Genomic DNA, 26928 nt, shown 5'->3' with positions numbered 1-26928 from the left:
GCTATTATAAATTATTTATAATGACCTCATATCATAAATATGATTATCATTGCTCCCAAACATACTCCAAGATATCTATAAAGCTTTGTATTCTTCTTTGCATTTTCCTCTGCATCACTTAGATTTATTTTTATTCCTTCAATCGCCAATAAGAATATTTTTTCTTGTCCATAAACACCTGATTCTCCAAGAGACTTAAAAAAATCTGACATTATCTTTCTGTCATCACGTTCAAGATAAAATTCATTTTCCAACACTTCAAACTCCTCTAATGCTGCTTCATATACGCTTTCTACATTCCCTTTTAGTAATCTATTAACCACTAATTCAATAAAATTGCTCAGAGGCTTGCACACTTTATGTGATAAATTTCCTAAAGCTTCAGGCAAAGGAGTTGTTCCATAAACTATATCATTTTGGAGAATTGTTAAAGATTTCAATATCTCTTTAAGCTGCTCCTGCCTTTTCTTGAAAGTTTCTCCATATGCAAATCCTATATATGTGCTTATAATAAATATGCATACTATAAGAATTAATTTAAGCACATACTCTCACCTCCTTTTATGCTATACACATTTTCAACTGTTCCAATACCATTTCTATTACTTAATATTATTACTCTTTCCAAAATCTCATTATCTAATAAGTCACTAAGGACCCTTCTCTTATATAGATCTTCTATTGTAAAACCATGGATTGTTGTTATTATATTTACGCCAGAATTGAACGCCATAATAAGTGCTTCTACATCTCCCTTAGTGCCTATTTCATCGCAAATTAGTACTTCCGGAGAAAGACTTCTAATTGCCATGATTAACCCTTCTCTTTTTAAACAGTTATCTAATACATCTGTTCTGATTCCTAAATCGCTTTGAGGAATTCCAAAATAGCAGGCTCCTATTTCACTTCGTTCATCTATCACCGCCACCTTCTTACCAGCAATCCCCAAAGATGGCATTCCACTTGATATATTTCTAGCTATGTCTCGTAAAATTGTTGTCTTTCCACATTTAGGTGGAGAAATTATTATAGTATTATAAACTTTATATGCTGATGTAATATATTTCATAACCTTATTTGAACATCCAATTACTTCTCTGCAAATTCTTATATTTACAGATGAAATATTTCGTATAGTCTTTACTTCACCCTTTTCCATTACACATTCACCAGCTATGCCGATCCTATGTCCACCTTTAATTGTTATAAATCCTTGCCTTATATCTTCTTCATAGGCATATAATGAATAATTGGAAACTTTTTGCATAATACTTTTCATATCTTCCTTTGTAGAAATATAATTAATAATACTTTCTCCATATTTTGAGTAAACTAAAATTGGTTTCCCAATTTTAATTCTAAGCTCATATACCTGTTCTTTATTAAGCCTATCCTTAAGTAAATTGCCTATTTTAGTTGGAAAAATTCCTACTATCTCTTCTTCACCAATCAAAACTCCACTGCCTCCTCCATCGTTCTCTTAATTAATTAATATTTAATATCTCCCCAAAATATTACTGAATTATAATAAAAATATGTAAATTAAAAAATGGCTATCTTAAATTTAACTTTAAGATAGCCATTTTATTTATATATTTAATAATTAATTATCCTTTTATATTCTTTTTACAATAAGGACATGGAATTTCTTCGTTATTGCTTAGGGTAGATTGTTCAATAAAAATTGGTTTATTACAATGAATACAGTTTATTTCCGTATATTCATCTTCGATATCATTTAATTCATCTATAGACATCTCTTCAAATAGTTCATCTTGAATATTTGATAAATCATCATCCATAAATCTAATATTTTCTTCCAATGTTTCTTGATTTACAGTCAACTCTTCTATTCTTTGATTCATAACTTCTAAAATAGAGTATACATTATCAAAACATTCTTTATAATCCTTATTTTCTATTTTAGATAAATTCTTTTTTAAAGCTTCAATCTCTTTGCTAAGCTCTTCCATATCTTTTCACTTCCTTCTCTTTATTTGTAAAAATGTTGAGATTAAATATAAAATAAAGTTGCTAAGCTTCTCGCTTAGCAACTATATAGCTTAAACTCTTTCCATGTATTCGCCAGTTCTAGTGTCTACTCTTATAACATCACCTTCATTAACAAACATAGGAACATTAACTATCGCACCTGTTTCAAGTGTAGCTGGTTTCATTGCATTAGTAGCAGTGTTTCCTTTAACACCTGGTTCAGATTGTGTTATTAATAATTCAACAAAGTTTGGAGCTTCTACTGAGAATGCATCACCTTTAAAGAATTTTATTGTTGCAAACATATTTTCTTTTAAGAATCTTATTGCATCTTCAACTTTTTCATAGTTTAAAGGAATTTGCTCATATGTTTCTTGATCCATGAAGTAATATAATTCTCCATCTGAATAAAGATATTGCATTTCTTTTCTTTCAATTACTGCTTCTTGTAATTTTGTAGTTGGGTTGAATGTTGTATCTGTAACTCCACCTGAAATTACATTTCTAAGTTTAGTTCTTACGAATGCTGCTCCTTTACCTGGCTTAACATGTAAAAATTCTACTACTGTAAATACTTGTCCATCCAATTCAAACGTTGTTCCTTTTCTTATATCTCCTGCTGTTATCATTAAAGATCCCTCCAAATTTATAAAATAAGACATATAATAAATAACACCTCTAAGATGTTCTGTATTCTTTTTGTTACTAAATAAACAACATTACATCAAAGTAATATATTATTCAGTAAATATATTACTTTAGTATTATACAAAACAGACTATCATAATGACTTGTTATTTTTTTAATATGCCTAATTACCGCGTAACTTTTTCCAAATATTAAGCTAATATACTTAATCGTTGACATAACACTCATATTTTATCAAAAGACAATGATAATTGCAATCTTTCTGATTATTTTCCAATAAAATTTTATAATTTTATAGCCTTTTAAACACTTTCCTTAGTGCTTATATCTAATATAATAGAGGTTTCGTCCTTATTTTTATCTATAATATAGTTATTCACATCATAATTTTTTAATTTAGGCAACTCATTTAATAGATCATCTTTACTACCGGATATTTTTATTTTCACATACCATTTACCGTCTTTTTCATTAGCAGAAAGAATATTCTTTTCATTTAAGCAATCTAAATCTCTGTTAATTTGTTTTAAAGTTTTATGATCGTAAAATTTATTTTGATAATTGTGTACTTTGATATTATTAGCTTTTTTTATATTATTTATACATAGTATTTGCGTAAAGGCTAATATTATCATTATGCTTAAAATTATATGATTGAGTAGTCTATTCATATAAGCTTACTCCTAGTTTATATTTTTCATTATCATTTAAATTCATATCATGTATTTCTATAAAACCATTGGAACTTAACTCATCTATATCACTTAAATTATTTACTATTATATCCCCGCCATTATTAGTTATGTGTGCCTCTTCAATATTGTCTTTCATTAAATTTTTTACCCAAATGCTAATATCTTCAAACTTAATCTTACCTTCTTCTAGGTTACTATTTCTATTTAATTTAGAACTTTCTTTAGTTTCACTTATATTTTGAACTACAAACGGAAAAGCAATTAAGTTAATAATTAAAAATAATATTATTACTTTATTCTCCTTTCTAATTGTGTTCATTTCAGCCTTGTTAAAAAATCTTTCTGGAATGAAATCTTTGTTTTTCGTATATATTTTCATTTATAAATTCTCCTATATTCACTTTTTTAGCCTTAGATTTATTATTGTCTGAAATAATATCAACCGTATTGTCATCAACGTATATTCCTTCGAGATCACCTTTCTTTAAAAGTTTCTCTTCAACAATATGTTTATTTTCAGAAACAAATCCATCATGATATAATCTATCCCTAAATGATACATAATAATAGCATGTATCATATTTTATTAGTGCTTTAAAATTTCTATTATTATCTCTAACTATTTTCATCAAAGCATCTTTTATTATAAATTGAATTGGCTTAATTTCTATATTTATTGCCTTCTCCACTACTTTTTCAACTCTCTTAGACCCCTTTATAGAGTATATTGAAATTACATTTCCCTTTTTCTCAAAATCATATAGTATATCTCCATTTTGAGGGAAATCATTTCTAATTTTTGAATCTACAAAGCCGCATAATTTACATCTTCTTACAGAATTCTCAAAATGGCTCACAAATAATTCTTCTTGAAGTATTACCACCTTTATATTTGAAGTTAATAAACCACTTAATTCTCTAAATTCATTAAAATCATATTTTTTTCCATCATATGTGCAATAATTTTTTTTAATAAATATTATTGATTTTCTCATTAAACACCTCTTTTATAAACTCTTAGTCTAAATGCTTTTATAATTATTCACATTATCATAGATGCTATTTGTTATAGTCATCAAAATTATATGTCGGAATTAAAATTATTTTTTCCCCCTTAAAACTGTAAACAATTGATCTTTTTCTTATTACATCATCTTCTTTGTAAGTTGTTAATAGAAGTTTATTATTATCTTTATTGTATTCGATTATATTATCATCTATTTTTTTATTAAAGTTTTCTGAAAACATATCTTCATTCAGTTTCTCACTATTTACTTTCTCTCTATTAATCTCTATCATAAACTTATTTAACACTTGCTCCTCATTTGAATTCAAATCATATCTATCTTTATCAAAATTGTATAAACAGCTTAGTTCATTGTTGTTTTTCATCATTTTGAACATAAAACACCCTAGAATGCTCATTAAGGATAATACTATCATAGTACTTATTAATACAGTTCCTTTTTTCTTCAAATGCACTTAATAAATTCCCTCCCATCTTTGTCATGTAGTATAAAATAAATTAATTTTCCTTTTCCCTTAATTTCAAGATTGTCTATATCTTCAAGCATAGTATTTATTGTTTGTGTAACATCATTTCTTGTATATTTTATAAAAACTTTTCCATCATAAGATTTAATTATTTTATCCATGCTATTAAATTCATCATTCTTTAAAAATTTAATTTGGTTATTATTGACTGTTATCTGCTTAATTCCACCTTCACTTACGATATTATCTAAATCTATAAAAAAATTTTGATAGTTATTATACTTTATACTTAACTGAATTGATTCTAAATACGCTCTATACATGGATGTAAACAAACTTATTCCAGATGCCAAAATCATTGTTGTTAAAAAAATATACGCTAATGATTCAATAATAGTAAATCCTCTCTTCTTTTTAAAAACGTATCCAATTTTATACTTCATCCATCCACCAACTTTTAGTAAACTTTTTTTCCACATTCACTTCATTTTTTCCTACCTTAATATTAGCTACTATTTCTAAATTTAAGCCAATGCCATCCTCACTTATTTTGTTTAACCTAATGTCTTCTCCATCTTCTAATTCATCTAAATTTTTATATATTAATTCTCTACTAAAATCACCATTATATTTAAATCCAATTTTATTTTCTAACATTTCATGTATCTCTTCACTTGATGTATTGTATTTTAATTCATTTTCCAAATTACTTATTGCCCTATCGACTTCTTCTTTTAAAATTCTTTCCCTTAGTATATTAGAATTTTCTATGCTCGTACTTATAATAAATGTAGCAGTCAAAGTTACAATCATTGCAGACGCTAATGTTTCAATTAATATACTGCCCTGCTTTTTCATATTGCTTCACCATTCTTTATACTAATCAAATCCACTCCAACGCCTATCGTTATATCCTGCTTTACACCGCAATTATCTATTATCTTTATTGTATTCCCCCTAGATATTTTTCCATCTGGCGTTACCAATATATTTATATCTCCACTAATGATTTTTATTTCTTTCGAAATATATACAGTCTTCTCTATACTATCCCATCCATCTATAAATTTAATTTCATTTTTACTTGCCATTACAGTTATTTTTCCATAGTTATTCTTTTCTCTACAAACCGCTTTGCCATATGAAAGTAAATTTTGAATCTCATAAATATATTCCGAATTATCTATATTTTTTGATACATTCCGAGCAAATTTACTTAATGATATTCCTACACTAAGTAAAATTGTTAGTATAAAAATACTTACCATAGTTTCTATTAAAGTGAATCCCTCTCTTCTCATTTTCTTATTCCACCCTGAAGATTATTAAACAATGGAAGGACAAATATCAGTAAAAATAAAGCTATGAAGCTTGCCATCATAATTATGAAAATCGGGTTTATCATTTTTAAATATTTTTGTATTTTCTCATTAAGTCTATATTCTAGAGTATTGGCTAATTCTTTAAAACCTTCTTCTATTGTCCCCCCTTCTTCTCTAATCCTTACAATAGCTAACGCATATTTTGAAAAAACTCCACTTTTCTCTAAAGACTCAGTTAGAGTTTCCCCGCTTATAATATTTGAATTTATTTCAGTAATTTTATTTCGTAAATACATAAAACTCATACTATTTTCACAATATTTAAGAGCCTGTGAAATATTTATTCCAGTACTTGTTATTATTGAAAAAAGCAATACCATTATATACTCAAAGAAAGATCTTACTATACTTATTTTCGTTAGCTTGTTTATGCTAATTTGATTAGATAAACACTTTGCTAAAATTATTAATATTACACTCCAAGAAAAAATTGCAGCACCAGTAACTAGATGATTGTCCTTAAAAGCAATACTCATATCATATATGACTTGGCAACCTTTTGGTAATTTGATATTCATAGATTTATAAATTTCGAAGAAATTCGGAATCACTTCATTTACCAAAAATATACTAAGTAATATCATTGAAATAAATACAAACATCGGATAAATACATGCATTTTTAATTTCTTTCTTAATAAATATAGATTTATCATAATAGATACTTAATCCCTTTAACACCTCATATAGTTTTCCTGTATTCTCGCCAATTGAAATAATTCCTATGAAGAATTCTGGATATAAGTCTTTAAACTCCGAAAATCCTTGTGACAAACTACTGCCTTGTTTTATTAACTCTAAAACGCCATATAAACTTTCCTTATATATCTTACTTTGTAATGTATCCGCCACCAAATCTAACGCTTCGGTTATTCTTATTCCATCTTTATAAATCTGTGCTAAACTTCCTGATATTAATGCCAGTTGTTCTTCATTTACTTTATGCTTAATCTTAATCCCTTTTTTTAAGCTAAAATATGTTATATTTTTAAATCCTCTATAACTTGAACTTTCCGAATCATTACTATTCATTCAATCTTTCCCCTTCTATAAATTCTATATAATCACTATTAGATATCTTTCCTTGAAGTAATAACTCTTCCAAATCTTTCTTCATATTTTCATTTGATAGGTATTTGCTATCCTTATATAAATCCACCATCCTTTTTTCACTATTTTCCTGTAAGAAGTGAACCGAACTGATTATTTGTCTTCCTGCATACCCTGAATAATTACACATTTTACAGCCACATTTTTTATATAATATCTTTCCATTCACTGAATTTTCATCATCTATATTCTTACAATCATCACATAAAATCTTAACTAATCTTTGTGATATTATTCCAACTAGCGCATCACTCAATAGATATGGTTTGATCCCCATATTTTCTAATCTTATATAAACTTCCCTTGCTGATTTACAGTGAATAGTGCTATATACTTTATGCCCAGTAATCGATGCTCTTACCGCCATGCTAGCAGTCTCTTCATCTCTTATCTCTCCAATCATAATCACATCTGGGTCCTGTCTCAATATACTTCTAAGGCCATTCGAAAAATCTATGTCCAATTTTTTATTTAGACTCATTTGGTTGATATTAGGCATGACTATCTCAACTGGATCTTCCAAAGTCGTTATATTTAAAGCCTTGGAATCGATTTCCTTCAATATTGTGTAGATTGTAGTAGTTTTACCAGAACCGGTTGGGCCGCTAATTAATATAAGCCCGTTCTTCAAAGATATTATTTTTCTAATCAGTTTAATTTGACTTTCTGAAAATCCTAAGTCCTCAAGATTATAGTCAAAGTTATCACAATATAATATTCTAATTACTAATTTTTCTCCATATACTACAGGTATTGAAGATACTCTTAAATCGTATTTTAGATTATTATAATTAACTATTATTTTTCCATCTTGAGGTCTTCTTTTTTCAGTTATGTCCATATTAGCTTTCAGCTTAATCTTCGATGCAAGAGTTATATATTCATCAGAATCTATTTTGTGCACCAAAACTAAACTACCGTTAATTCTATATCGTACATAAACACAACCATTTTGAGGTTCTATATGAATGTCGCTGGCATTAACCTTTATTGCATTAGTTATCAATATTTCTTCTAATGATTTGTCATCTATACCAAATATTATATTTTTTAAGCTTTCGTAATTTCTCTCTTCGATTTCCTTGATAACTATGTTTTTGTTATATATAAATCTTAGATATTCTTTTGCTTCTTCAGTTACTCCATATGATAAAACTATTACCTCGTCCAATTTTTCCTTTATTGGAATAACTCTATACTTCTCACAAATTTCTTTTTTTAAATTTTTAGCAGTTCCTAAATCTACATCTTCAATTTCATATTCCTTAATTTTAAACACACCTATCTAATTTTATATTTTTTAGTTTCTATTTTAAATTTTGAACCAAAATCTCAGTAATTATTCATTATATTCCAAATAATGTAATCTTTTTTTATCGCCTAAATAATAGAAATTACCAAACTTTTAAATTAAAAATCCTAGACATTAATTAAAATGCCTAGGATTTCATGATAACTTAACGAATCAAATTCTAATACATACTTTTTATTTCTTAACATCACTATATTTTCTTGCAGCTTTCCATGTTTTACCGTACAATGACTTAGGATTTTTATTTGGCTTAACTCCCCTCATTTCTTCTCTAACAATTGCTCTAGCAATAATTTTAAATTTTCTAAACTCTTCTTCAGTAACTTCTTGCCCAAGTAAGTTCTTTGTTATTAATTCACTAGTCTTTTGGTTAATAACTTTATCAAATTTATTCATTTTCTACGCTCCTATATCACAATTTTAAATTCTAAAGATATTATTATCTTTAAAGCTTTAGTTTATCCATTAACTCTTACTTATTCTTTTATTATTCTATAAAACCTTTCATTTGCATTTTAATTGAATTTCTGAAAAAAGCCATTCCTGTTTTCATCTTTTTAAAATTTAATTTTTCATAAAATTTTTCTTTTCCAGGTGAAGCATATAATATAGCATTACATGTAGGAACGCATTCTAAGATTTTATTAACAATCTTACTTCCTATACTCTTACCTTGATATTCAGGTAGCACAGCTATATCATAAATTGCAGATTGATAAACTCCATCAGAGATTGCTCGTCCAAAGCCAATCAACTTATCATTATCAAAAGCAAATACAGCAGCATAACTATTTTCAAATGCTTTCTTATGTATTTCGCCTTCATAATGACTCATCCCTACTTTTTCTAGTATACTAGATACTTCTTCCCAATCTATATTACTACAGTTATATTGTAATTTTAGATCCATTCTACTATCTCCTTTTTTAATATATATGTTGCAATTCGCAATGCATATTTCATAATTCACAATTACAGCTAAAATTCTTTTGATATTTTTAGAATTATGATGAAGAATTATTTTTGCAATATGTATATTATTATTTTTATGATAAGAATAGCATATACTCCTACGTAAGGTAAGAGTCAATACTTTTTTATATTAATAAAGAATCCTCCATCATATAAAAACATGATAAAGAATTCTAAATTTAAATTACTGCGTATATGCTAAAAAAACATATTCTGATGAACTATTCCCTATTTCACTTATACTACCATCTTGAGTGTATGTATAAATTTGCTCTTTCTTGAGATCTCCATTACTAGAACCTATAAACAAAACATCTCCATTTTCACTTACCTCTAATCCTTTTTCTATTTTTACGGTACCCGGAAAATCAAAAACTAATCTTTTTACCTTATTATCTATTAATTCATATAAAGAATTAACATTATTATACGCTTTTCCTGTAAAATACAATTTATCTTTATTTATAATTATATCTGAAATCTCTTCTATGTTATCTGCCAAAAGCTTAACATCCTTTGTTTTTTTGTTTATCATCATTACTTCTCTTTTATTTTCCAGTGTTAATTGTAAAAATACTACATCGTCATCTCTTGATTTTATAAATGCTAAATAGCCTTCATTAATCTTATAAAGTAACTCTTCTTTATTTTCTTTTATATTATAAGTAAATAATCCATTAACGCCATCATTGCTTACTCCATAATAAACCAATGTATCTGTATCATACCAATCATATAATGTTCCCGAAATTGAAACATTAGATTTCATTTCAATTTCTTTATTTCCATTTGTATTGAATATTTTTAACTTAAGCCCATTATCATCTATAAAGTAAGAAATATAATTTCCACCTTTTGATAATTTTAATCCACTATAATTTTCATCTTGGATTTCATATCTATTTCCGTTATTAACTACATAATTTTTACCACTATCTACATATATATAATTAGAACTACTTTTATCATAATCTATGATAACCTTATTTTCCTTTGTCTCCACATACTTACCATTGTCATAATTATATAGTTTATAATTACCGTCTTCGCTTTTTAGAACTGCTCCTATATTTAACTTAATATCCTCTGTCACATTAGGTATGTCTTCTTTTTTAGATGCACATCCTAAGACAAACAGTGGAATTGCAATGAAAGCAAAAATGCTTAAGCACTTTCTTACTAATGAATTCATTTTTTGTTTCCTCGTTTTTTATAATTTTATAAAGAAAGTTCACCCTTGAAAACCACTTCTGCAGGACCTTTCATATAAACATCTTGACCTAAAATTTCTATGATTAACTCTCCTCCAGGAGCTTTAACAAAAATTTCTTTATCCTTATTAACAAGTCCCAACTTCTTGGCAACTACTACTGAAGCACTACATCCTGTTCCACAAGCTAACGTAGCTCCAGCGCCTCTCTCCCATGTATTAACTCTTATATGGGTATCATCAACTATTTTCACAAAATTCACATTACTTCCTTCACCAAAAATATCCAATTTTTCTATCTTTGATCCCTCTTGAATAACATTGTATTCTCTATCACTTTCGAAAATTATTGTATGAGGAACTCCAAGGAGCAACGTAGTCATCTTATACTTTTTATCATCTACTGCAATTTCTTTTTCTATAAGACTTTCCAAATTATTTAAAGGTATATCGCATCCGTTATAAGATGGATTCCCCATATAAACTCTCACATATTTAACCTTTTCATTTTCTAATATTATTTCAATCTCTTTAATTCCATCACCAGTTTCAACTGAAAATTTATCACCCGTAGCTATTTTATGTTCATAAACATATTTTCCAAAACATCTTATAGCATTTCCACACATATTAGCTCTTGAACCATCGGCATTTATTATAACCATTCTAGCATGAGCTAACTCTGATTTTCTGACAATCACAAGACCATCGGCACCAATTCCAAAATGTCTGTCACAAATCTTCTTTGCTAATAAGCATTCATCTTTAATCTTATTATCGAAATCCTCAATAAATACGAAATCATTTCCTGCCCCTTGCATTTTATAAAAGTTCATCTAAATTCCCCCTACTGATTAACTGTATTTCTTATAATTAGTAATTGTATAATTTCATAAGCTTCAACTATTTAATATTAAACTTTTGTATTTAATCATTAATAATATCACCAAGTTTAAATTATAACTTATTTAAAAATTTTTCTATATACTTTTTTAAATTTTTTTATAATATTTGGCTCTTTTTTCATTCTATTATTCTAATTTTACATTTATAATATATAATTTTTTAATATAAGTTTACATTTGGTATTTTAGCAATCCAAAAACTCAATTAGGATTACAATGATAAAACTATATTATAATACATCAATATAACATCTATGCATGAATTTGATTCACCCTTCTTCTCATTTTTGCTATTAATTGATAATTATATGCCTATAATGTTATACTATTTATAGTTACACTAAGAAAGGATGACATAAAATGGCATTAGATGGTATCTACCTATATAGTTTAGTAAATAATTTAGAAAAATCAATATTAAATTCCAAAATAGATAAGATAAATCAACCTGAAAAAGATGAAATTATTCTGACTCTAAGAAAAGATCGCCAGAATATCAAACTTTTAATTTCAGCATCCCCTAGGTTTGCCAGAATACATTTAACAAATAGCACGAAAGAGAATCCTATTAAAGCTCCTATGTATTTAATGGTTCTTAGAAAATATATACTAGGTGGTAGAATTACAAATGTTACTCAAAAAGATAACGATAGAATCTTAATAATAGAAATTGAAAATAGAGACGAACTAGGATTTGATAGTTTATATTCTCTTATAGTTGAAATTATGGGACGACACTCTAATATCACACTTGTTAGAAATAGAGATAATAAAGTTATGGAATCAATAAAACATATAACTGCTGATATAAATAGTTATAGAGTATTATATCCTGGTGTTAATTTTATTTATCCCCCATCTTCTACTAAGTTAAATCCTTTTTCTATTACTTTAGAAGAACTATCCTCTTTTACAAACAAAAATTCTATTGTTTTTGATAATAAATTTTATTTTAATTGTTTCACAGGAATAAGTAATCTATTGTCTAATGATTTATATTATAACATTACAAATCATAATAATTCACCTACAATAAGTGAAATTTATGAAAATTTTAATAAATTCATTTATGATTTAAATCAAAATATCTCTTACAATATGTATACAAATAAATTAGGAATTGTAAAAGATTTTTATTCTCTAAAATTAAATTCACTAAATGAAGATTATTTATCAATTTCATATGATGATCCTAATGTATTAATGGATGCCTTTTATGAGAAGAAAGATAAACAAGATAGATTACAAAATAAATCTACTGATTTACAAAAGCTTATTCATACAAATATTGATAGATGTAATAAGAAATTAAAAATACTTAATGAAACTCTTAGTGAGTGCGATGAAAAAGAATCATTTAGAATAAAAGGTGATCTTTTAACTTCATATATTTATAGTATAAAAAAAGGTGATAGCGAATGTACTCTACTAAATTTTTATAACGAAAATCAAGAAGAATATATTACTATCTCTTTAAACAAAACCAAAACACCTGCTGAAAATATTCAGTATTATTATAAAAAATATAATAAGTTAAAGACATCTGAGGAATACGCTAAAGTTCAACTCAAGAAAAATGATGAAGAAATGAAATATTTAAATTCTGTACTTACTAATATTCTAAATGCTGAAAGCTATAATGAAATTGATGAAATAAAAAACGAACTTATTGAAACTGGATATATAAGATTTAGAAAAAACAACAAGAATTCAAAAAAGGTAAAGACTTCTAAGCCTAATCACTTTGTTTCAAGCGATGGAATTGATATTTATGTTGGTAAGAACAATCTGCAAAATGATTATCTAAGTTTAAAATTTGCAAATAAAAACTATCTGTGGCTCCATGCAAAAGATATTCCTGGATCTCATGTTATAGTTTGCTCTTTTGATGTACCAGACAAAACTCTTGAGGAAGCAGCTATAGTCGCAGGTTACTATAGTAAAGGAAAAAATTCATTAAAATTACCTATTGATTACACAAAAGTTAAAGAATTAAAAAAGCCTAATGGGGCAAAACCTGGAATGGTAATTTACCATACTAATAAAACTCTAATTGTAAACCCTGCTGACTTTAATAACATATTTAATTCATAATCTACTGAAAAAGAGATATATCTTAATCCTAGGATATATCTCTTTTTAGTAAACATATAATATTTTTAGATTTAAATAAACAAATCAAACTTTCTACACGCTTCCTCTAGCAATTCTACATTACTATTAAAAAAGTCTTTCTTTTCTTTTTCAATAGATGCAATCAAAGCATTAATCAGGCTCAATGGTGCAGCAAAAGATTCTATAAACCTTGTTCCCTTGCTTATAGCTGTTAGAGTTATATCAGAATATGGAACAAGCGGAGACAACATACTGTCAGTTATTGATATTGTTGTAGCTCCTTTTCTTTTTAGATGTGTAAAAATTTCTACTGTACTTCTTGCATATTTCTCAAAGGTAATCCCTATAATTACATCTTCATTATTAACTCCACTAATCTGCTTTGGAATTTGCTCTATATGCTCAATTAAATTTACGTTGTTAAACATTAAATCAAGATAATATTTTAAAAACATTCCGAGTACAGCAGAACTTCTTCTTGCTACTATATATATTCTTTTTGCATTTAATAGCAGATTAACAGACTTTCTTAATTCATATATATTTAAGTCCTCCATTGTCAGTTTAATATTATTTACGTCATCTTCAAATATGTTATAAATATCTCTTTCTTCACTATCACTTGAATCAGAATCAATCCTTATACGCTTGGCTTTAGATACTTGCTGTTGCATGGATTCTTGAGTATGTTTTAAAAATTCAGGATAACCTTTGTATCCCAAAAAAATCACAAACCTCGTGACAGTTGCTATGCTTACTCCTGATAATTTAGCTAACTTTTCAACAGTTAGAAAAGGCGTACTATTTGGGTGCGCTAATATATATTTTGCTATTTTTTCTTGTGCTTTGCTCATATTCGGTATTTTTTCTGCCATTTTTTGATATACCTCTGACATAGTTTAAACTCCTTTCTTTTGGCAATTTAAGAGTATCTATCTGACTACTAGTTTCAAGTTCTTTACAATCTCATTTCTCAAATTATTAATTTCTAATATGCATATTACAATTGATTCCCTACATTTTACTTATAACTAAAGATTTGGATTATTAAATTTTCAAATTTAAATTTGTTATTGAAACTGTATATCTTATATGTTTTTATTTCAATTATCATATGCAGAAACTCTTTAACAAAAAAAGACGCTAACAATTCCAACTGATTGTTAGCGTCTTTGCTATCAAATTTTATTTAAATTTATTTTATCACTTTAAGAAAACTTTGTAAATATGTTTTCAAAGCTTTCTGATGCCTTAAACTTTACTTTATTAATTCATTTATTAATATATCACCAGCATTTTTAATTTTATTATTGTCAAAATATTGATAATAATAACATTTTATTTTTCCATTGTATAATTTTCTATTCTTTGTTGATTTTAATCCAAATGTTTTTTCAAATGGCTCAAAGGATGTTAATATGTTAAAATCCCAATCTTCCAGCTTTTTCTTTGCATTTCCCATATGTTTATATAGTATAGGTAATATTTCCTTCTCACCGATTCTTTCTCCATATGGTGGATTTGAAACTACAAATCCATACTTTCTTGAAGTTGAAAATTCCATAAAATCTCTTTTTTGAAATTGTATATATTTATCAACTCCTGCTTTTTTTGCATTTTCCATAGCAACTTTAAGAACTCTATAGTCTATATCGTATCCTATTAGTTTTATATCCTTATTCTTTTCAGATTTCTTTGCACCTTCTCTTACTGAATCAAATATATCTTTAGTAATTGAAGGCCATGTTTCACATACAAAACTTCTGTTTACTCCTGGTGCAATATTTTGAGCTATCATAGCCGCTTCAATTAAGATTGTCCCCGATCCACAAAATGGATCTATTAATTCAAACTCGTCCTTCCATCTTGAGATTAGAAGCATTGAAGCTGCTAAAGTTTCTTTTAATGGTGCTGCTCCAGCAAGTTCTCTATAACCCCTTTTATGTAATCCTGGTCCTGTTGTATCTATAGTAAGCGTAACTCTATCTTTTAAGATAGCTACTTCTATTTTATAAACTGGTCCACTTTCGCTGAATGTCTCTATTCCATAGCTTTCACTCATACTTTTAACAACAGCTTTTTTAACTATAGATTGGCAGTCAGGAACGCTATGAAGCGTTGATTTAATACTTTTGCCAACAACATGCATAACTCCATCTTCAGGAATTATCTTACTCCATTCTACTTTTTTGGTCCCTTGAAAAAGTTCTTCGAAAGATTTAGCTTCAAATTCTGCCATTTTTATAAGTACTCTATCCGCAGTTCTTAAGTGAATATTGCAAATTGCTATATCCATTTCGTCTCCCTCAAAAGTTACTCTTCCATTTTCAATTTTCAAATCTTCATAACCAAGTGCCCTTAATTCTTTTGCAGTTATGCTTTCTATTCCGAAAGTACTTGTTGCAATTAACTCATACATATTTTTGCATTCTCCCTTTTTATCTATTTATCAAATATTTTCACTGAATCTTCTCCATCAATTTCTTTTAGAGATACTGCTATAACCTCATTTTTAGAAGTTGGAATATTTTTGCCCACATAATCTGCTCTAATTGGTAGTTCTTTATGCCCTCTGTCTATAAGAACTGCTAATTGAATACCTCTAGGTCTATTTACATCCATAATTGCATCTATAGCTGCTCTTGCTGTCCTACATGTATATAAAACATCATCAATTATAATTATCTTTTTATCTTTTATTTCAAGACCTAAATCTAAATTCTTAATCTCTAAATCTTCACTTATCTTAGTTAAATCATCTCTGTACAATGTTATATCTACAGATCCAACTGGAACATCTACCCCTTCTATTCCCTTTATATACCTAGCAATTCTTTTTGCAAGCGGATACCCTCTAGTCTTAATTCCAAGTAAAACTAGTTCATCTATTCCTTTATTTCTTTCAATTATTTCATGAGAAATTCTTATTAGTGTTCTATTAACAGCTTTTTCATCTAATAAAACTGATTTTAATTTCATGTTATTCCTCCAATATTTTTATCTTACTTCATTTCTTAATTTTTCTATTATTTCTTGAAAGTATTCTGGCAATTCTGTTGTGAATTCCATATACTCATTTTTGCTTGGATGAACAAAACCTAATGTCTTCGCATGTAACACTTGACCTTTCAATTTGAATCTTTGTTTCTTAAATCCATAAAGAGGATCACCAACTAGCGGAAATCCGATAGATGCCATATGAACTCTTATCTGATGTGTTCTTCCAGTTTCTAATATACATTTTATCAATGTGTAGCCATTGAATCTTTCTAAAACTTCATAATGTGTTACAGCTCTTTTGCCTCCCTCTACAATTCCTATCTTTAATCTATCTCTCTTATTTCTAGCCAAAGGTTTATCAATTATACCTTTATCATTCTTTAGTCTTCCTTCAACCAAAGCATAATATTCTCTCTTCATTGAGTGATCTTTTAATTGATCTGAAAGCTTATTATGAGCTTCATCATTTTTTGCTACAACCAGAACTCCGGATGTATCTTTATCAATTCTGTGAACTATTCCTGGTCTTATAATTCCATTTATGCTCGATAAATCTTTACAATGATAAAGCAGAGCATTAACTAACGTTCCATTATAGTTTCCAGGCGCAGGATGCACAACCATCCCCTGAGATTTATTAACAACAACTACATCTTTATCTTCATAAAGTATATTAATAGGTATTTCTTCAGCCTCTACTTTTAATACTTCAGGTTCGCTAAATGTTACTTCTATTTCATCAAGAGCTCTTAGCTTATAATTACTCTTAGGAGTTTTATTATTAACCTTAATACCATCCTTTTCAATAAGTCCTTGGATAAAAGATCTTGATTTATCAACAAAAATTTCAGCTAAATACTTATCGATTCGCTCTCCTCTATCTTTTTCATCAACTATAAAAACATTTTTCTCCATAAATCAATATCCCTTCCTATTTAGCATATTCTTTCAACATTATAATATAATAACTTAGACTTTACAATTACTTAACACCTTAAATTTATTAGATTAATTTGTATGAATTAACGGTCATACATGAACTTCTCCCCTAAATATATAATTATTTTACATATTTTTTATAATATGCTATTATTTTTATATAAGTATATAAATTCATATACTGTATCAAATTTACATAAATATATATTAACCAGTATGAAAAATGCTACATATGAGCTAAAATTTCATATATTCAAGGGGGATAATTTTATGGATATTATGACAATTTTAAGTGTACTATTTGCATTTATTTGTATTATAGTAGGCTTTATTATTGAAGGGGGAAAACCCATAGCTTTACTGCAGCCAACTGCTGCAATGATAGTTATTGGTGGAACACTAGGTGCCGTAGGAATTTCATTTCCTTCCTCAACATTGAAGAAATTCCCGAAAGTATTATCAATAGCTTTCAAAAAGAAAGAGATTGATCTTAAGGGGTATATAGACTATTTCAAAGGAGTATCACTTAAAACAAGAAGAGATGGGCTTTTGAGTTTAGAATCTGAGCTAACAGATGATGCCTTAGATCCATTTGTAAAAAAAGGGCTACAAATGGTTGTGGATGGTATAGATCCATCCTCTGTGAAAAGCATCTTAAATACCAAGCTCGAACAGCTTTCTACAAGACATGAAAATTGTATTGAAATGTTCACCTCTGCAGGTGGCTATGCTCCTACTATGGGAATAGTAGGAACCATAACGAGTTTAGTTATAATATTGAGCGCTTTAAGTGATGTAGCTGCAATGGGTGAAAAAATTGCTGTTGCATTTGTAGCTACTCTATATGGTCTTGCTACAGCAAATCTTTTTTGGCTTCCTATAGCAAGTAAATTAAGAGAAATAAATAAAGAAGAGATTGCTGAAAAGGAAATGATCATTGAAGCAGTATTACTCATTCAAGAAGGAGTTAATCCAAATACCTTAGTGAGTAAGCTTGTTAGTTATCTAACCGAAGATGAAGCTAAAGATTTAGAAGGAATTTAAAGAGGTATAATTATGAAAAAGAATACAAAAAAAGAAAAAGATGATACTGAGAGATGGATGTTATCTTACCTTGATTTTATAACATTAATGATGATTTTCTTTTTAATGATGTATGCTATTTCTAATGTGGATACTAAAAAATCTCAAGCTCTAGCAAATTCATTGAAAATTGGATTTAATAGTGGTAATGGAGAAAACGTAATAGCAGTATCTGATAGCTCAAATTCTCCTCCTACTGTAATTGATCAACAAAATACTCAGAACAATTCAGACTCTATAGCAGAAGAAGAAAAACTATCCGATGTAAAAAAGAAAGTAGATGATCTTGTCAATGATTCCGAGCTAAAAGGAAGTGTTACTACATCCATTCAAGAAAGAGGACTCATAATAAGCTTCAATGATAGCGTATTCTTTAATAGTGGACAATCTACTATCAAACCTGATTGGCAAGGTAAACTAATATCTATTTCAAAGATTTTAAACGATATTGATAACTATATACATGTTGAAGGACATACTGATAATGTTGCTATTAATAATGATTATTTTCATTCTAACTGGCAGCTTTCAGCTGTAAGAGCCGCAAATGTAGTAGAGTTTCTAATTTCAAAGGGAAACGTTAAACCCGAGAGGTTATCTTCAGTAGGCTATGGAGAGTATAGACCTGTTAAAGATAACAATACCGAAGATGGCAGAGCTGCAAACAGAAGAGTTGATATAGTAATATTAAATACTAAATTTAATAATTCTGAAATCCCAAAGGAATAATATTATAGATAACACAATCACAAACTCTACTTAGACTATGAAATATATTCCAACCAGAAATGAGTAAAATACTTTTGTAACCACAAGGGTCATAATATGGAATGTTTCATTAGTAATTTTGATGGATGTGATTCTTTGGCTATAAGTTGTTCCAAATCTGCTAGTTAAAAGCCTGTTCTTTGAGGCTAGCACTTTGGGTGCAACTTTATAGCCTTAGAATTACCCAGAAACTGGAATAAACGTATTTTACTCATTTCGGCGAGTTATATGCATAAGTTCAGGTCTTAGTTTGGTTATCTGTAATTAAGCAAATATAGAAAAGCTATCCTTAATCGCTTCAGGATAGCTTTTCTATTATTCAAAAAATACATAATCTTCATTTTATTACGTTATGTAAATAAAATATGCATAATTTTTATTCATTATTTCTGTTGGATAGTAAATTTATTCACCTTGAACAAAAAAACTTTTAATCTCATTTAATTCATCATTCAATGAAGGATCATTTTCTTCAGCCTCTATATTTTCACTTAATCCACTCGTAGTGCTTGCAACTTCTTTTTTAACTATTTTTTCTATATTAGTTACTTCATCATCTTCTATAGGATCAGATACATTATAATTTTTTATAAAATCCTTCTCTAAATCATCAAATGTTTCTAACTGTGCATTCATGAAGTTTCTATATTTTGCTCTAAATTTAATAAATTCTTGTTTAACTCTTTCATATTCATCATTTATTTGAATAACATCATTATGTGCCTTATCCATAACCTTCTGAGCAGTTTCGTTAGCATTTTTCATCATAAATTCGGCTTCTTTTTTAGCCGAATTTTTTGCTTGCTCTGCAGCATTTTGAGCTAATATCAATGTATTTTGTATAGTACTTTCGATTTTAGAGTAATGCTCTACCTTTTCATTCAAATTAGCAAGCTTCTCTTTTAGATTTGCATTTTCTTTATAAAGCTCTTCATAGTTATCTACTACTTCATCCAAAAATTCATCAACTTCATCAGAATTATATCCTCTTAATCCCTTTTTAAATTCCTTGTTGTTTATATCCATTGGTGTCAACTTCATACTTTCACCTCTATTATGTATATTTTTTGATAATAATTTTTATCCTTCCACTTTTGCTATTTCCAACAGAATTACCAACTATAAATTTTCCAAAACCTCTTATAGTAATTCTTTCTTGTCCTTTTAGTTCATAACTTTTATCTTTTATCTTAACGTAATCTATAAGCACTCGACCCTGCTCGATCATTGCTTGAGCTTTAGATCTAGATATATTTATAATCTTAGAGACAATTCCATCAATTCTCAAAGAAGAAACTAAAACTACTTCTTCTTCAAAATTAACCTTTGGTAAAAATCCAAAATCATCCACCACTTTTACATTACAAATAACCTTAGAAATTCTGTTTAAATTATATATAATGAAATCTTCTACTTCTTCGTGAACTGGCACATAACATGTATTATTATCTACTAATAAATCACCTATTTTATTTCTTTCTATTCCTAGAGATAGAATTCCGCCCAAAAAATCTCTATGAGTAAGATTAGAAAATTTCGAGGTACTTTCAATTTTAATCAATTTCATAGGAAATGGACTTTTATATATGTTATTAAAAGAAACCATTCTTCTTTCAGAATCATCTAAAAGTCCATTACTTTCAATTTTTAAATCATTGCTAGAGAGGTTTTTCTCAAACCACATCCATATATTTGGTGTATAAAAACTTTTTCCAAATACAGTTATGTTTTTATCTCTAGCTAGTAAATATTTCTCATATAAATTCAACGCATCATTTCTATCATCATCTGCAAAATACTTTGCTATTCTTTCTTTCATAATTTATGGTATAATCCTTTGTAAAAAATTTATAATAATCAATGCAAATATAGGTGAAAAATCCAATGGTAATCCAGGACTTAATCTATATTGTAACTTTCTAATTGGTTCTAAAACGGGACTAACAAAACTGTGTAGTAAATCAATAAATTTATTCCCCTGAATTTGTGGTATCCACGAAACTATACATTCTATGAATATAGCTAGCTCTAATATGTTTAGAAACATATCAATAACTATGTAAACACTATATATCATAATTTATACCTCCTATTTTGACCAATTAAATAGAGCTTTTGAACTTAGTTCATTTTTTAATTCATTTGTTACTTCTACATTTGATGGTGAAAGAATATATACTCCCTTTTCAATTTGTTGTAATTCTCCGCCTAAAGCATAACATGAACCACTGATGAAATCTAATAATCTTTGTGCAATCTTTAGTTCCAAAACCGTTGTGTTTACTAATACTATTCTTCTATTCTTAAGTGCTTCACAAATTTCAGTAGCCTCTTCATAATCGATTGGCTTAGTTATTGTTACCTTTGTAGTCGAAGATGTATGGATATTTACAACCTTACTATTCTTCTTATTGGTAATAACAGGTTCTATTTCGTCTTCATCCTTCACCTGTTCTTCGTATTGTTCTTCTTCGTACTCGTCATACTCCTCGTAGTCCTCAAACCCTAATAAAGATTTAACTTTTGATATAACATTACCCATTATTTTCGCCTCCTAAATTATAATTTCTTTCTCCAAATATTCCTGTTCCTATTCTTACTAAGTTAGAACCTTCTTCTATAGCTGTCATAAAATCATGAGTCATCCCCATTGATAATATTTTCATACTAATATTATTATAATTTTTTTCCTTAAGCTCATCAAATATTTTTTTTGTTTTCTTAAAATATTTTCTATTGCTTTCTTCATCCCCTATTGGAATAATAACCATTATACCTTTTACAGAAACAAATTTGCATTTTTCAATTGCTTCTATGAATTCATATAAATCTTCCTCCAAAATTCCACTTTTGCTTTCCTCTCTTCCAATATTAATTTGGATTAAAGTATTAGCAACCTTGTTAACTTTACTAAACTGCTTTTCAATTTCATTTAGCAAACTAATACTAGATAAAGAATGTATCAAATGTACCTTATCTACTAAATACTTAACTTTATTACTTTGAAGCTGTCCTATAAAATGCCATCGTACATCCTCATGAAAATTTTCGGATTTTTTTACTAATTCTTGAACTTTATTTTCCCCAAAATCTCTCATTCCTGCCATATACGCATCTTCTAGAGCCTCTAATGGCTTCGTTTTTGAAACAGCTAAGAGCGTTACTTGTTCTGGAATTTTGGATCTTAGTTCTTCAATATTTTGCTTAATTCCCATACTATAACACCTTACTAAATTATTCCTTTCTTTATCACTTTGTATAATATTCTATATAAACTTAAAATTTCCTTCCTAAATATCAATTAATTTCATTTTTTACTTTCATCTCTACTCATATATTTTACATTTGAATTTGCTGTCGTTGGCGGCATGATTATTTTATCTACAACTTTAATATCAACATAAAGTTTTCTAAGCATTAATTGTTTAACATGGCTTCCATCTTCAAGTAAAGCCGCCTTCAATTTTTCTGGATCTCCTATGGCATATATATTAAAAGGAGCATACTCCATTCCACCATCATCAAACCCTAAAAATGCCCAATTACAAATTACTCCAGACCATGGAAGTATTCTATGGTTATTAACACTAATCGCCTCAGCTCCAGCCACTCTAAGTTCATTTAAAACAAGCGCCATATCATTATCATGTAAAAGCTTATTATTTATTTCATCTGTATTTTCTTCAAGAGCATTTGTAGTTCCATCATTTATCTTAAGTATAATTCCTGGTCCCTCTACGTTATTTGACCCAATAAATGATTTATAATCACTAATTTGAGTTTTCATATCATCAAGGATCTTATCATTTTTTTTATCATTCTGAGCATAATTCCTAATCTTATCTTTTTTCTCATTATTATCTTCTTGAAGATTTCCAATGTCTCTATATAATGCTGCCCTTTCTTCAACAGCATTTTGGTACTCTGTTGCATTTAATTGACTATAGGACTGAATACCTTTAAAATTAAAATTCATTGATATTAAAACCCCTAATATTATGGTTGCAATGAAAACAAAGAAAAAACCTTTATTATTTTTCATCACATCACCTCTCTATTTATCATCATGATTTTCTTTATCTATAGAATTATTTCTAGACCTATTTCTTCTTCTTATTTTAAATTCTTCTAATAATAGTCTGCGTATTATTGCGAAGTTATCAAATATTCTTCCTCCGAAAACTATTACCGCCGCCATATATATAGGTATTCCAAGCTTATCACCTAAATAAGCAAGTCCTGCTGCAAGTAATGCATTTCCAAAAAATCCAGATATGAATATATCTGCTTGAAAGTTTTTAGAGAGATTTCCTCTGACTGCTCCAAAAACTGAATCCAAACATGCTAGTATTGCAACAGACATGTATGGTGACAATTTATCAGATATATTAACATCTAATACAAATCCAAGTATTATTCCGATTAGTAGTCCTATAATTGCTATCAAATTAACTCTCTCCTATTCTTTAACTGATTTAATAAAGTCACTCTTCAATGACTGTTTTGATTTTCCTATAAATATATCATCTTCTGATTTAACTTCATTATTGTAGTTAGGAAGAGCAAGATATTCTAATGAACCTGGGAAAGAAATTCCAACGTTAAGTCTGCCCTTGTCTCCAATTGCCTTAATTATAATTTTATCTCTAGGATAAACTTTCCCAGTCGAACCTATGGCTATTCCATTTCCAGCAGTTTTTATTCCCGTTTGTGGTGTTATTCTAATATCATTTATAGATATTGCCTCAGCTCCTGAATACCAAAGTAAGTTAACTATATGAACCAATTCATCTTCTCCTAGATCTCTGCTACTATCATTTGTCGTAGAACCAAAAATAGATGTTTTAGGTGTTATTGTAAGAACAATGCCCTGCCCTTTAACATCAACTATACCTAAATGCATTCTAGCCTCATCAAGTTGATTTTTTATATCTTGCCCCATGTCACCATTTTTAGCTGCTGTTTCTTCCATTTGTTTTAACTGATCGGATAACTTTGAATTTGTTGACGCTAATTCTTCTTTTTCTTTTTTTAGAGATTCAACTTCTGAAATAATATCGTTTTTATCATAATTACTAATTTTTGACTCTATATTCTTATTTGATAATACCTTAAATTGATATGCCAATAAAAAGCCTAAAAGTCCACAAACAATTGCTATAAATAATTGTGATCTAGATATCTTCATTAATTACCTACCTTTCTTCCTTATAATATACAGGCGTACCATTAAATCCTACATCTACATATCCCTTAACAATCCCTATATCAGGATTTTGAATTATATGTAATAATTTATTCATTTTATCTGGTATATTTTCATCATTACCAAGTCTTCCTTCTACTTCACCAACATATACCTTTATGTTAGTAAAATCACTTATATCAACATAATCAATTTTATAATTTGTCGGATTGATCTTTATAATTTGATAAAAAATATCTAAAAAATCTAATACTCTACTGTCATCTATCATCTTTTGTCCTAGCGCTACATCTTTTAAATCTATTCCTTTAACATTAACTAAACTTCTGTTTTCAACGCTATCTGTTTTTTCAAGTAAATTTCCATCATTATCCAAAACATATTTATATCCATCTTTTTCAACATAATAAATCCCCTCTTTTTCTGAGATCTTTATATTAACTTGTTTAGGATACGACTTGCTTATTTCAACATTTTCTACGTATGGATTCTTTTTAGCATTGCTTATTATATTTTGTTTATTTATAAATAGAATATTCTGTCCTATTAGATTCTCTGTACCATTCTTAACATCTTCTCCACTCATTACTGGATTACCTAAAATAGAAACCTTTTTAATAATGAAAAAATTCGATTTTATTGCAAAAATTGTTCCCACTATAAATAGGACTATAATAGTCATAATTATTTTCCTTATTAGTCTTCTTCTTTGCGACCTCAAGATCAATTTATTATTATTCGTTTTTACCATACCCATCCCTATTCTTATCTATGCCTTATATATTCTAACACTTATTATTTTATAATCTTTAGTATAAATTTCATATATAATAATACCACTTTAACGATATATTTTCATCTAAAATTTAAAACTACTTTAAATAATTACCTAAAAAATACAGGGCAAAGACTTGTATTCTAATTCTTTGCCCTGTATTTTCTTATATTTCCTTAAATTCATCTTTTCCTTCAGTTTGCCTTGATATGTTTAAAAGTATTCCTATTGCCGTCATATTTATTACTAATGAAGTTCCCCCATAACTAATAAACGGTAGCGGAACCCCTGTAACTGGCATCGATCCTGTAACAACTGCAATATTTATTAAAGATTGAACTGCTACAACTCCAGTTATGCCTATTGCAAGAAGAGTACCATATGTGTCTCTAGCTTTCATCGCTACACTTATTCCTCTCCAAACAAATATTACAAAAAGTAATATTATACATATACATCCAATAAGCCCCAATTCCTCGCCGATAATGGAGAAAATAAAATCATTATGTGGCTCTGGCATATACAAAGTTTTTTGCCTTGATTGGCCAAGACCAAGCCCTGTAACCCCTCCAGCACCTAATGCATAAAATGATTGTATAAGTTGATATCCATCTCCTATTGGATCTTTCCATGGATTTGTAAAACTCATTAACCTTTTCATTCTATACGGTTCTAATACTGTAAATGCAACTGCTGCTGCAACTAATGCTGGCGCAACAATTCCAAATAAATGCTTTATTCTTCCACCTGCTGCAAACAAAACAAGAAATGTAACTATCATTATAACAGAAGCTATACTTAAATTTTTTTCAGCTAATACAATAGCTGCATAAAATCCTGATGTAGCTAAATAAGGAACTATTCCAGTTTTAAAATCTTTTACTCCTTCACCTTTCACTTCAAGGCTTCTTGCTAAAAAGAGCACCACAACATATTTTGCAAGCTCAGATGGTTGAAAGCTTAACGGACCTAAATTAATCCATCTTTGCGCTCCATTAGTTCCTGGAAAAAGAAATACTGCTAATAGTATAGGTATAGTCGCTATCATTATTATAGCCGTATATTTCTTTATCTTATGATAATCAACACTCATCGCTACTGCCATCGCTATAACTCCAACAACCCCTGCCATTAATTCTTTTTTCAGAAAAAACATGCTATCTTTATACATAAACATAGCATAATAAGAACTTGCAGAATATACCATAACCACACCAATTGTTAAAAGTAATGCTACTGTATAAAATATTCCATAATCTATTTCACCCATTTTTGATTTTCTTTTGGACCCAATGACCTTCATACATAAATCCTCCAAATCTA

The 26928-nt window shown here is 28.2% G+C and carries 33 protein-coding genes and 2 pseudogenes; 4 read left to right on the top strand and 31 right to left on the bottom strand.

Annotated features, from left to right (window positions below):
- Nucleotides 1-26: 26 nt before the first annotated feature.
- The 17 genes from spoIIIAB to dapF form a co-directional block, all read right to left on the bottom strand.
- The gene (gene spoIIIAB, locus F3K33_RS08375) at nt 27-545 is read right to left on the bottom strand and encodes a stage III sporulation protein SpoIIIAB (protein ID WP_023974715.1); all 519 of its coding nucleotides are present in this window, start codon (nt 543-545) and stop codon (nt 27-29) included.
- The gene (spoIIIAA, locus tag F3K33_RS08370) at nt 533-1453 is read right to left on the bottom strand and encodes a stage III sporulation protein AA (RefSeq protein ID WP_023974716.1); all 921 of its coding nucleotides are present in this window, start codon (nt 1451-1453) and stop codon (nt 533-535) included. Before spoIIIAA ends, spoIIIAB begins: the two co-directional genes overlap by 13 nt.
- A gap of 154 nt (nt 1454-1607) precedes the next feature.
- A complete protein-coding gene (locus F3K33_RS08365) occupies nt 1608-1973 on the bottom strand; it encodes a CD1247 N-terminal domain-containing protein (protein WP_011969015.1) in 366 nt (121 codons plus the stop codon).
- 90 nt (nt 1974-2063) lie between these two features.
- On the bottom strand, nt 2064-2621 hold the full coding sequence (gene efp, locus F3K33_RS08360) for an elongation factor P (RefSeq protein ID WP_023974718.1): 558 nt from the start codon (nt 2619-2621) through the stop codon (nt 2064-2066).
- 321 nt (nt 2622-2942) lie between these two features.
- Nucleotides 2943-3311 carry a hypothetical protein gene (locus tag F3K33_RS08355; RefSeq protein ID WP_017208892.1) on the bottom strand — a complete coding sequence of 123 codons (369 nt, stop codon included), beginning with the start codon at nt 3309-3311 and terminating at the stop codon, nt 2943-2945.
- Entirely contained in the window at nt 3304-3714 is a 411-nt protein-coding gene (locus tag F3K33_RS08350; RefSeq protein ID WP_017208891.1) for a hypothetical protein, read from the bottom strand. The genes F3K33_RS08355 and F3K33_RS08350 overlap by 8 nt, the downstream gene beginning before the upstream one ends.
- Nucleotides 3665-4330, bottom strand: a complete 666-nt coding sequence (locus F3K33_RS08345) for a hypothetical protein (protein WP_023974719.1) — start codon at nt 4328-4330, stop codon at nt 3665-3667. The genes F3K33_RS08350 and F3K33_RS08345 overlap by 50 nt, the downstream gene beginning before the upstream one ends.
- Nucleotides 4331-4394: 64 nt before the next feature.
- Nucleotides 4395-4817 (bottom strand): hypothetical protein, encoded by a 423-nt coding sequence (locus F3K33_RS08340; protein ID WP_023974720.1) that lies wholly within the window; start codon nt 4815-4817, stop codon nt 4395-4397.
- On the bottom strand, nt 4808-5272 hold the full coding sequence (locus F3K33_RS08335) for a hypothetical protein (protein ID WP_023974721.1): 465 nt from the start codon (nt 5270-5272) through the stop codon (nt 4808-4810). The genes F3K33_RS08340 and F3K33_RS08335 overlap by 10 nt, the downstream gene beginning before the upstream one ends.
- On the bottom strand, nt 5262-5687 hold the full coding sequence (locus tag F3K33_RS08330) for a hypothetical protein (protein WP_039770571.1): 426 nt from the start codon (nt 5685-5687) through the stop codon (nt 5262-5264). Before F3K33_RS08330 ends, F3K33_RS08335 begins: the two co-directional genes overlap by 11 nt.
- The gene (locus F3K33_RS08325) at nt 5684-6130 is read right to left on the bottom strand and encodes a type II secretion system protein (protein ID WP_039770574.1); all 447 of its coding nucleotides are present in this window, start codon (nt 6128-6130) and stop codon (nt 5684-5686) included. Before F3K33_RS08325 ends, F3K33_RS08330 begins: the two co-directional genes overlap by 4 nt.
- Nucleotides 6127-7242, bottom strand: a complete 1116-nt coding sequence (locus tag F3K33_RS08320; RefSeq protein ID WP_023974724.1) for a type II secretion system F family protein — start codon at nt 7240-7242, stop codon at nt 6127-6129. Before F3K33_RS08320 ends, F3K33_RS08325 begins: the two co-directional genes overlap by 4 nt.
- Nucleotides 7235-8599 (bottom strand): GspE/PulE family protein, encoded by a 1365-nt coding sequence (locus F3K33_RS08315; RefSeq protein ID WP_172462727.1) that lies wholly within the window; start codon nt 8597-8599, stop codon nt 7235-7237. The genes F3K33_RS08320 and F3K33_RS08315 overlap by 8 nt, the downstream gene beginning before the upstream one ends.
- Before the next feature lie 207 nt (nt 8600-8806).
- Nucleotides 8807-9028 carry a hypothetical protein gene (locus tag F3K33_RS08310; protein ID WP_023974726.1) on the bottom strand — a complete coding sequence of 74 codons (222 nt, stop codon included), beginning with the start codon at nt 9026-9028 and terminating at the stop codon, nt 8807-8809.
- Nucleotides 9029-9119: 91 nt separating this feature from the next.
- A complete protein-coding gene (locus F3K33_RS08305; RefSeq protein ID WP_023974727.1) occupies nt 9120-9542 on the bottom strand; it encodes a GNAT family N-acetyltransferase in 423 nt (140 codons plus the stop codon).
- Nucleotides 9543-9788: 246 nt separating this feature from the next.
- Nucleotides 9789-10796: a hypothetical protein gene (locus tag F3K33_RS08300; RefSeq protein ID WP_017208882.1), complete on the bottom strand. Its 1008-nt coding sequence runs from the start codon at nt 10794-10796 to the stop codon at nt 9789-9791.
- A gap of 26 nt (nt 10797-10822) precedes the next feature.
- The gene (gene dapF / locus F3K33_RS08295; protein WP_039770578.1) at nt 10823-11650 is read right to left on the bottom strand and encodes a diaminopimelate epimerase; all 828 of its coding nucleotides are present in this window, start codon (nt 11648-11650) and stop codon (nt 10823-10825) included.
- Between the two features lie 429 nt (nt 11651-12079).
- Between dapF and F3K33_RS08290 the strand changes: the two genes are divergently transcribed.
- Nucleotides 12080-13813, top strand: a complete 1734-nt coding sequence (locus F3K33_RS08290) for an Rqc2 family fibronectin-binding protein (protein ID WP_039770580.1) — start codon at nt 12080-12082, stop codon at nt 13811-13813.
- A gap of 71 nt (nt 13814-13884) precedes the next feature.
- On the opposite strand, the gene F3K33_RS08285 is transcribed toward F3K33_RS08290, so the two are convergent.
- From F3K33_RS08285 to F3K33_RS08270, 4 genes are all read right to left on the bottom strand, one after another.
- Nucleotides 13885-14730, bottom strand: coding sequence for a MurR/RpiR family transcriptional regulator (locus F3K33_RS08285; protein WP_017208879.1), 846 nt, complete (start codon nt 14728-14730; stop codon nt 13885-13887).
- Between the two features lie 362 nt (nt 14731-15092).
- Nucleotides 15093-16253 carry a THUMP domain-containing class I SAM-dependent RNA methyltransferase gene (locus F3K33_RS08280; protein ID WP_039770581.1) on the bottom strand — a complete coding sequence of 387 codons (1161 nt, stop codon included), beginning with the start codon at nt 16251-16253 and terminating at the stop codon, nt 15093-15095.
- Nucleotides 16254-16276: 23 nt separating this feature from the next.
- Nucleotides 16277-16813 (bottom strand): bifunctional pyr operon transcriptional regulator/uracil phosphoribosyltransferase PyrR, encoded by a 537-nt coding sequence (gene pyrR / locus F3K33_RS08275; protein WP_039770583.1) that lies wholly within the window; start codon nt 16811-16813, stop codon nt 16277-16279.
- An 18-nt stretch (nt 16814-16831) separates the two neighbouring features.
- Nucleotides 16832-17749, bottom strand: coding sequence for an RluA family pseudouridine synthase (locus tag F3K33_RS08270; protein ID WP_039770585.1), 918 nt, complete (start codon nt 17747-17749; stop codon nt 16832-16834).
- Nucleotides 17750-18043: 294 nt separating this feature from the next.
- Here F3K33_RS08270 and F3K33_RS08265 point away from each other — a divergent pair, with 294 nt between their 5' ends.
- Complete coding sequence (locus tag F3K33_RS08265) at nt 18044-18817, top strand: flagellar motor protein (RefSeq protein WP_011968920.1); 774 nt, start codon at nt 18044-18046, stop codon at nt 18815-18817.
- Between the two features lie 12 nt (nt 18818-18829).
- Entirely contained in the window at nt 18830-19585 is a 756-nt protein-coding gene (locus F3K33_RS08260) for an OmpA/MotB family protein (RefSeq protein ID WP_039770587.1), read from the top strand.
- Nucleotides 19586-20029: 444 nt separating this feature from the next.
- Here F3K33_RS08260 and F3K33_RS08255 read toward each other — a convergent pair whose 3' ends face one another.
- Nucleotides 20030-20665 (bottom strand): DivIVA domain-containing protein, encoded by a 636-nt coding sequence (locus F3K33_RS08255; RefSeq protein WP_039770589.1) that lies wholly within the window; start codon nt 20663-20665, stop codon nt 20030-20032.
- Between F3K33_RS08255 and F3K33_RS27125 the strand changes: the two are divergent.
- A pseudogene (locus F3K33_RS27125) lies at nt 20565-20792 on the top strand (hypothetical protein); the annotation flags it as partial. The gene F3K33_RS08255 and the pseudogene F3K33_RS27125 overlap by 101 nt on opposite strands.
- Nucleotides 20793-20831: 39 nt before the next feature.
- Here F3K33_RS27125 and F3K33_RS27120 read toward each other — a convergent pair.
- The 9 genes and pseudogenes from F3K33_RS27120 to spoVE all read right to left on the bottom strand — a co-directional run.
- Nucleotides 20832-21191, bottom strand: a pseudogene (locus F3K33_RS27120) (YlmH/Sll1252 family protein); the annotation flags it as partial.
- 255 nt (nt 21192-21446) lie between these two features.
- Entirely contained in the window at nt 21447-21701 is a 255-nt protein-coding gene (locus tag F3K33_RS08245; RefSeq protein WP_011968916.1) for a YggT family protein, read from the bottom strand.
- A gap of 12 nt (nt 21702-21713) precedes the next feature.
- On the bottom strand, nt 21714-22166 hold the full coding sequence (locus tag F3K33_RS08240) for a cell division protein SepF (RefSeq protein ID WP_011968915.1): 453 nt from the start codon (nt 22164-22166) through the stop codon (nt 21714-21716).
- Nucleotides 22159-22839 carry a YggS family pyridoxal phosphate-dependent enzyme gene (locus F3K33_RS08235; protein ID WP_039770591.1) on the bottom strand — a complete coding sequence of 227 codons (681 nt, stop codon included), beginning with the start codon at nt 22837-22839 and terminating at the stop codon, nt 22159-22161. Before F3K33_RS08235 ends, F3K33_RS08240 begins: the two co-directional genes overlap by 8 nt.
- A gap of 92 nt (nt 22840-22931) precedes the next feature.
- Entirely contained in the window at nt 22932-23666 is a 735-nt protein-coding gene (locus F3K33_RS08230; RefSeq protein WP_011968913.1) for a DUF881 domain-containing protein, read from the bottom strand.
- Nucleotides 23667-23678: 12 nt separating this feature from the next.
- Nucleotides 23679-24071, bottom strand: a complete 393-nt coding sequence (locus F3K33_RS08225) for a small basic family protein (protein WP_011968912.1) — start codon at nt 24069-24071, stop codon at nt 23679-23681.
- Nucleotides 24072-24083: 12 nt separating this feature from the next.
- Nucleotides 24084-24812, bottom strand: coding sequence for a DUF881 domain-containing protein (locus F3K33_RS08220; RefSeq protein ID WP_011968911.1), 729 nt, complete (start codon nt 24810-24812; stop codon nt 24084-24086).
- A 7-nt stretch (nt 24813-24819) separates the two neighbouring features.
- Nucleotides 24820-25581 (bottom strand): cell division protein FtsQ/DivIB, encoded by a 762-nt coding sequence (locus F3K33_RS08215; RefSeq protein ID WP_039770593.1) that lies wholly within the window; start codon nt 25579-25581, stop codon nt 24820-24822.
- A 190-nt stretch (nt 25582-25771) separates the two neighbouring features.
- On the bottom strand, nt 25772-26908 hold the full coding sequence (gene spoVE / locus F3K33_RS08210; RefSeq protein WP_017208869.1) for a stage V sporulation protein E: 1137 nt from the start codon (nt 26906-26908) through the stop codon (nt 25772-25774).
- Nucleotides 26909-26928 lie beyond the last annotated feature (20 nt).

It is taken from the genome of Clostridium beijerinckii (assembly GCF_008705175.1).
GTDB lineage: Bacteria > Bacillota > Clostridia > Clostridiales > Clostridiaceae > Clostridium > Clostridium beijerinckii.
Note: the sequence above shows the minus strand (reverse complement) of the source record. Positions and strands in the feature narration are given on the sequence as shown.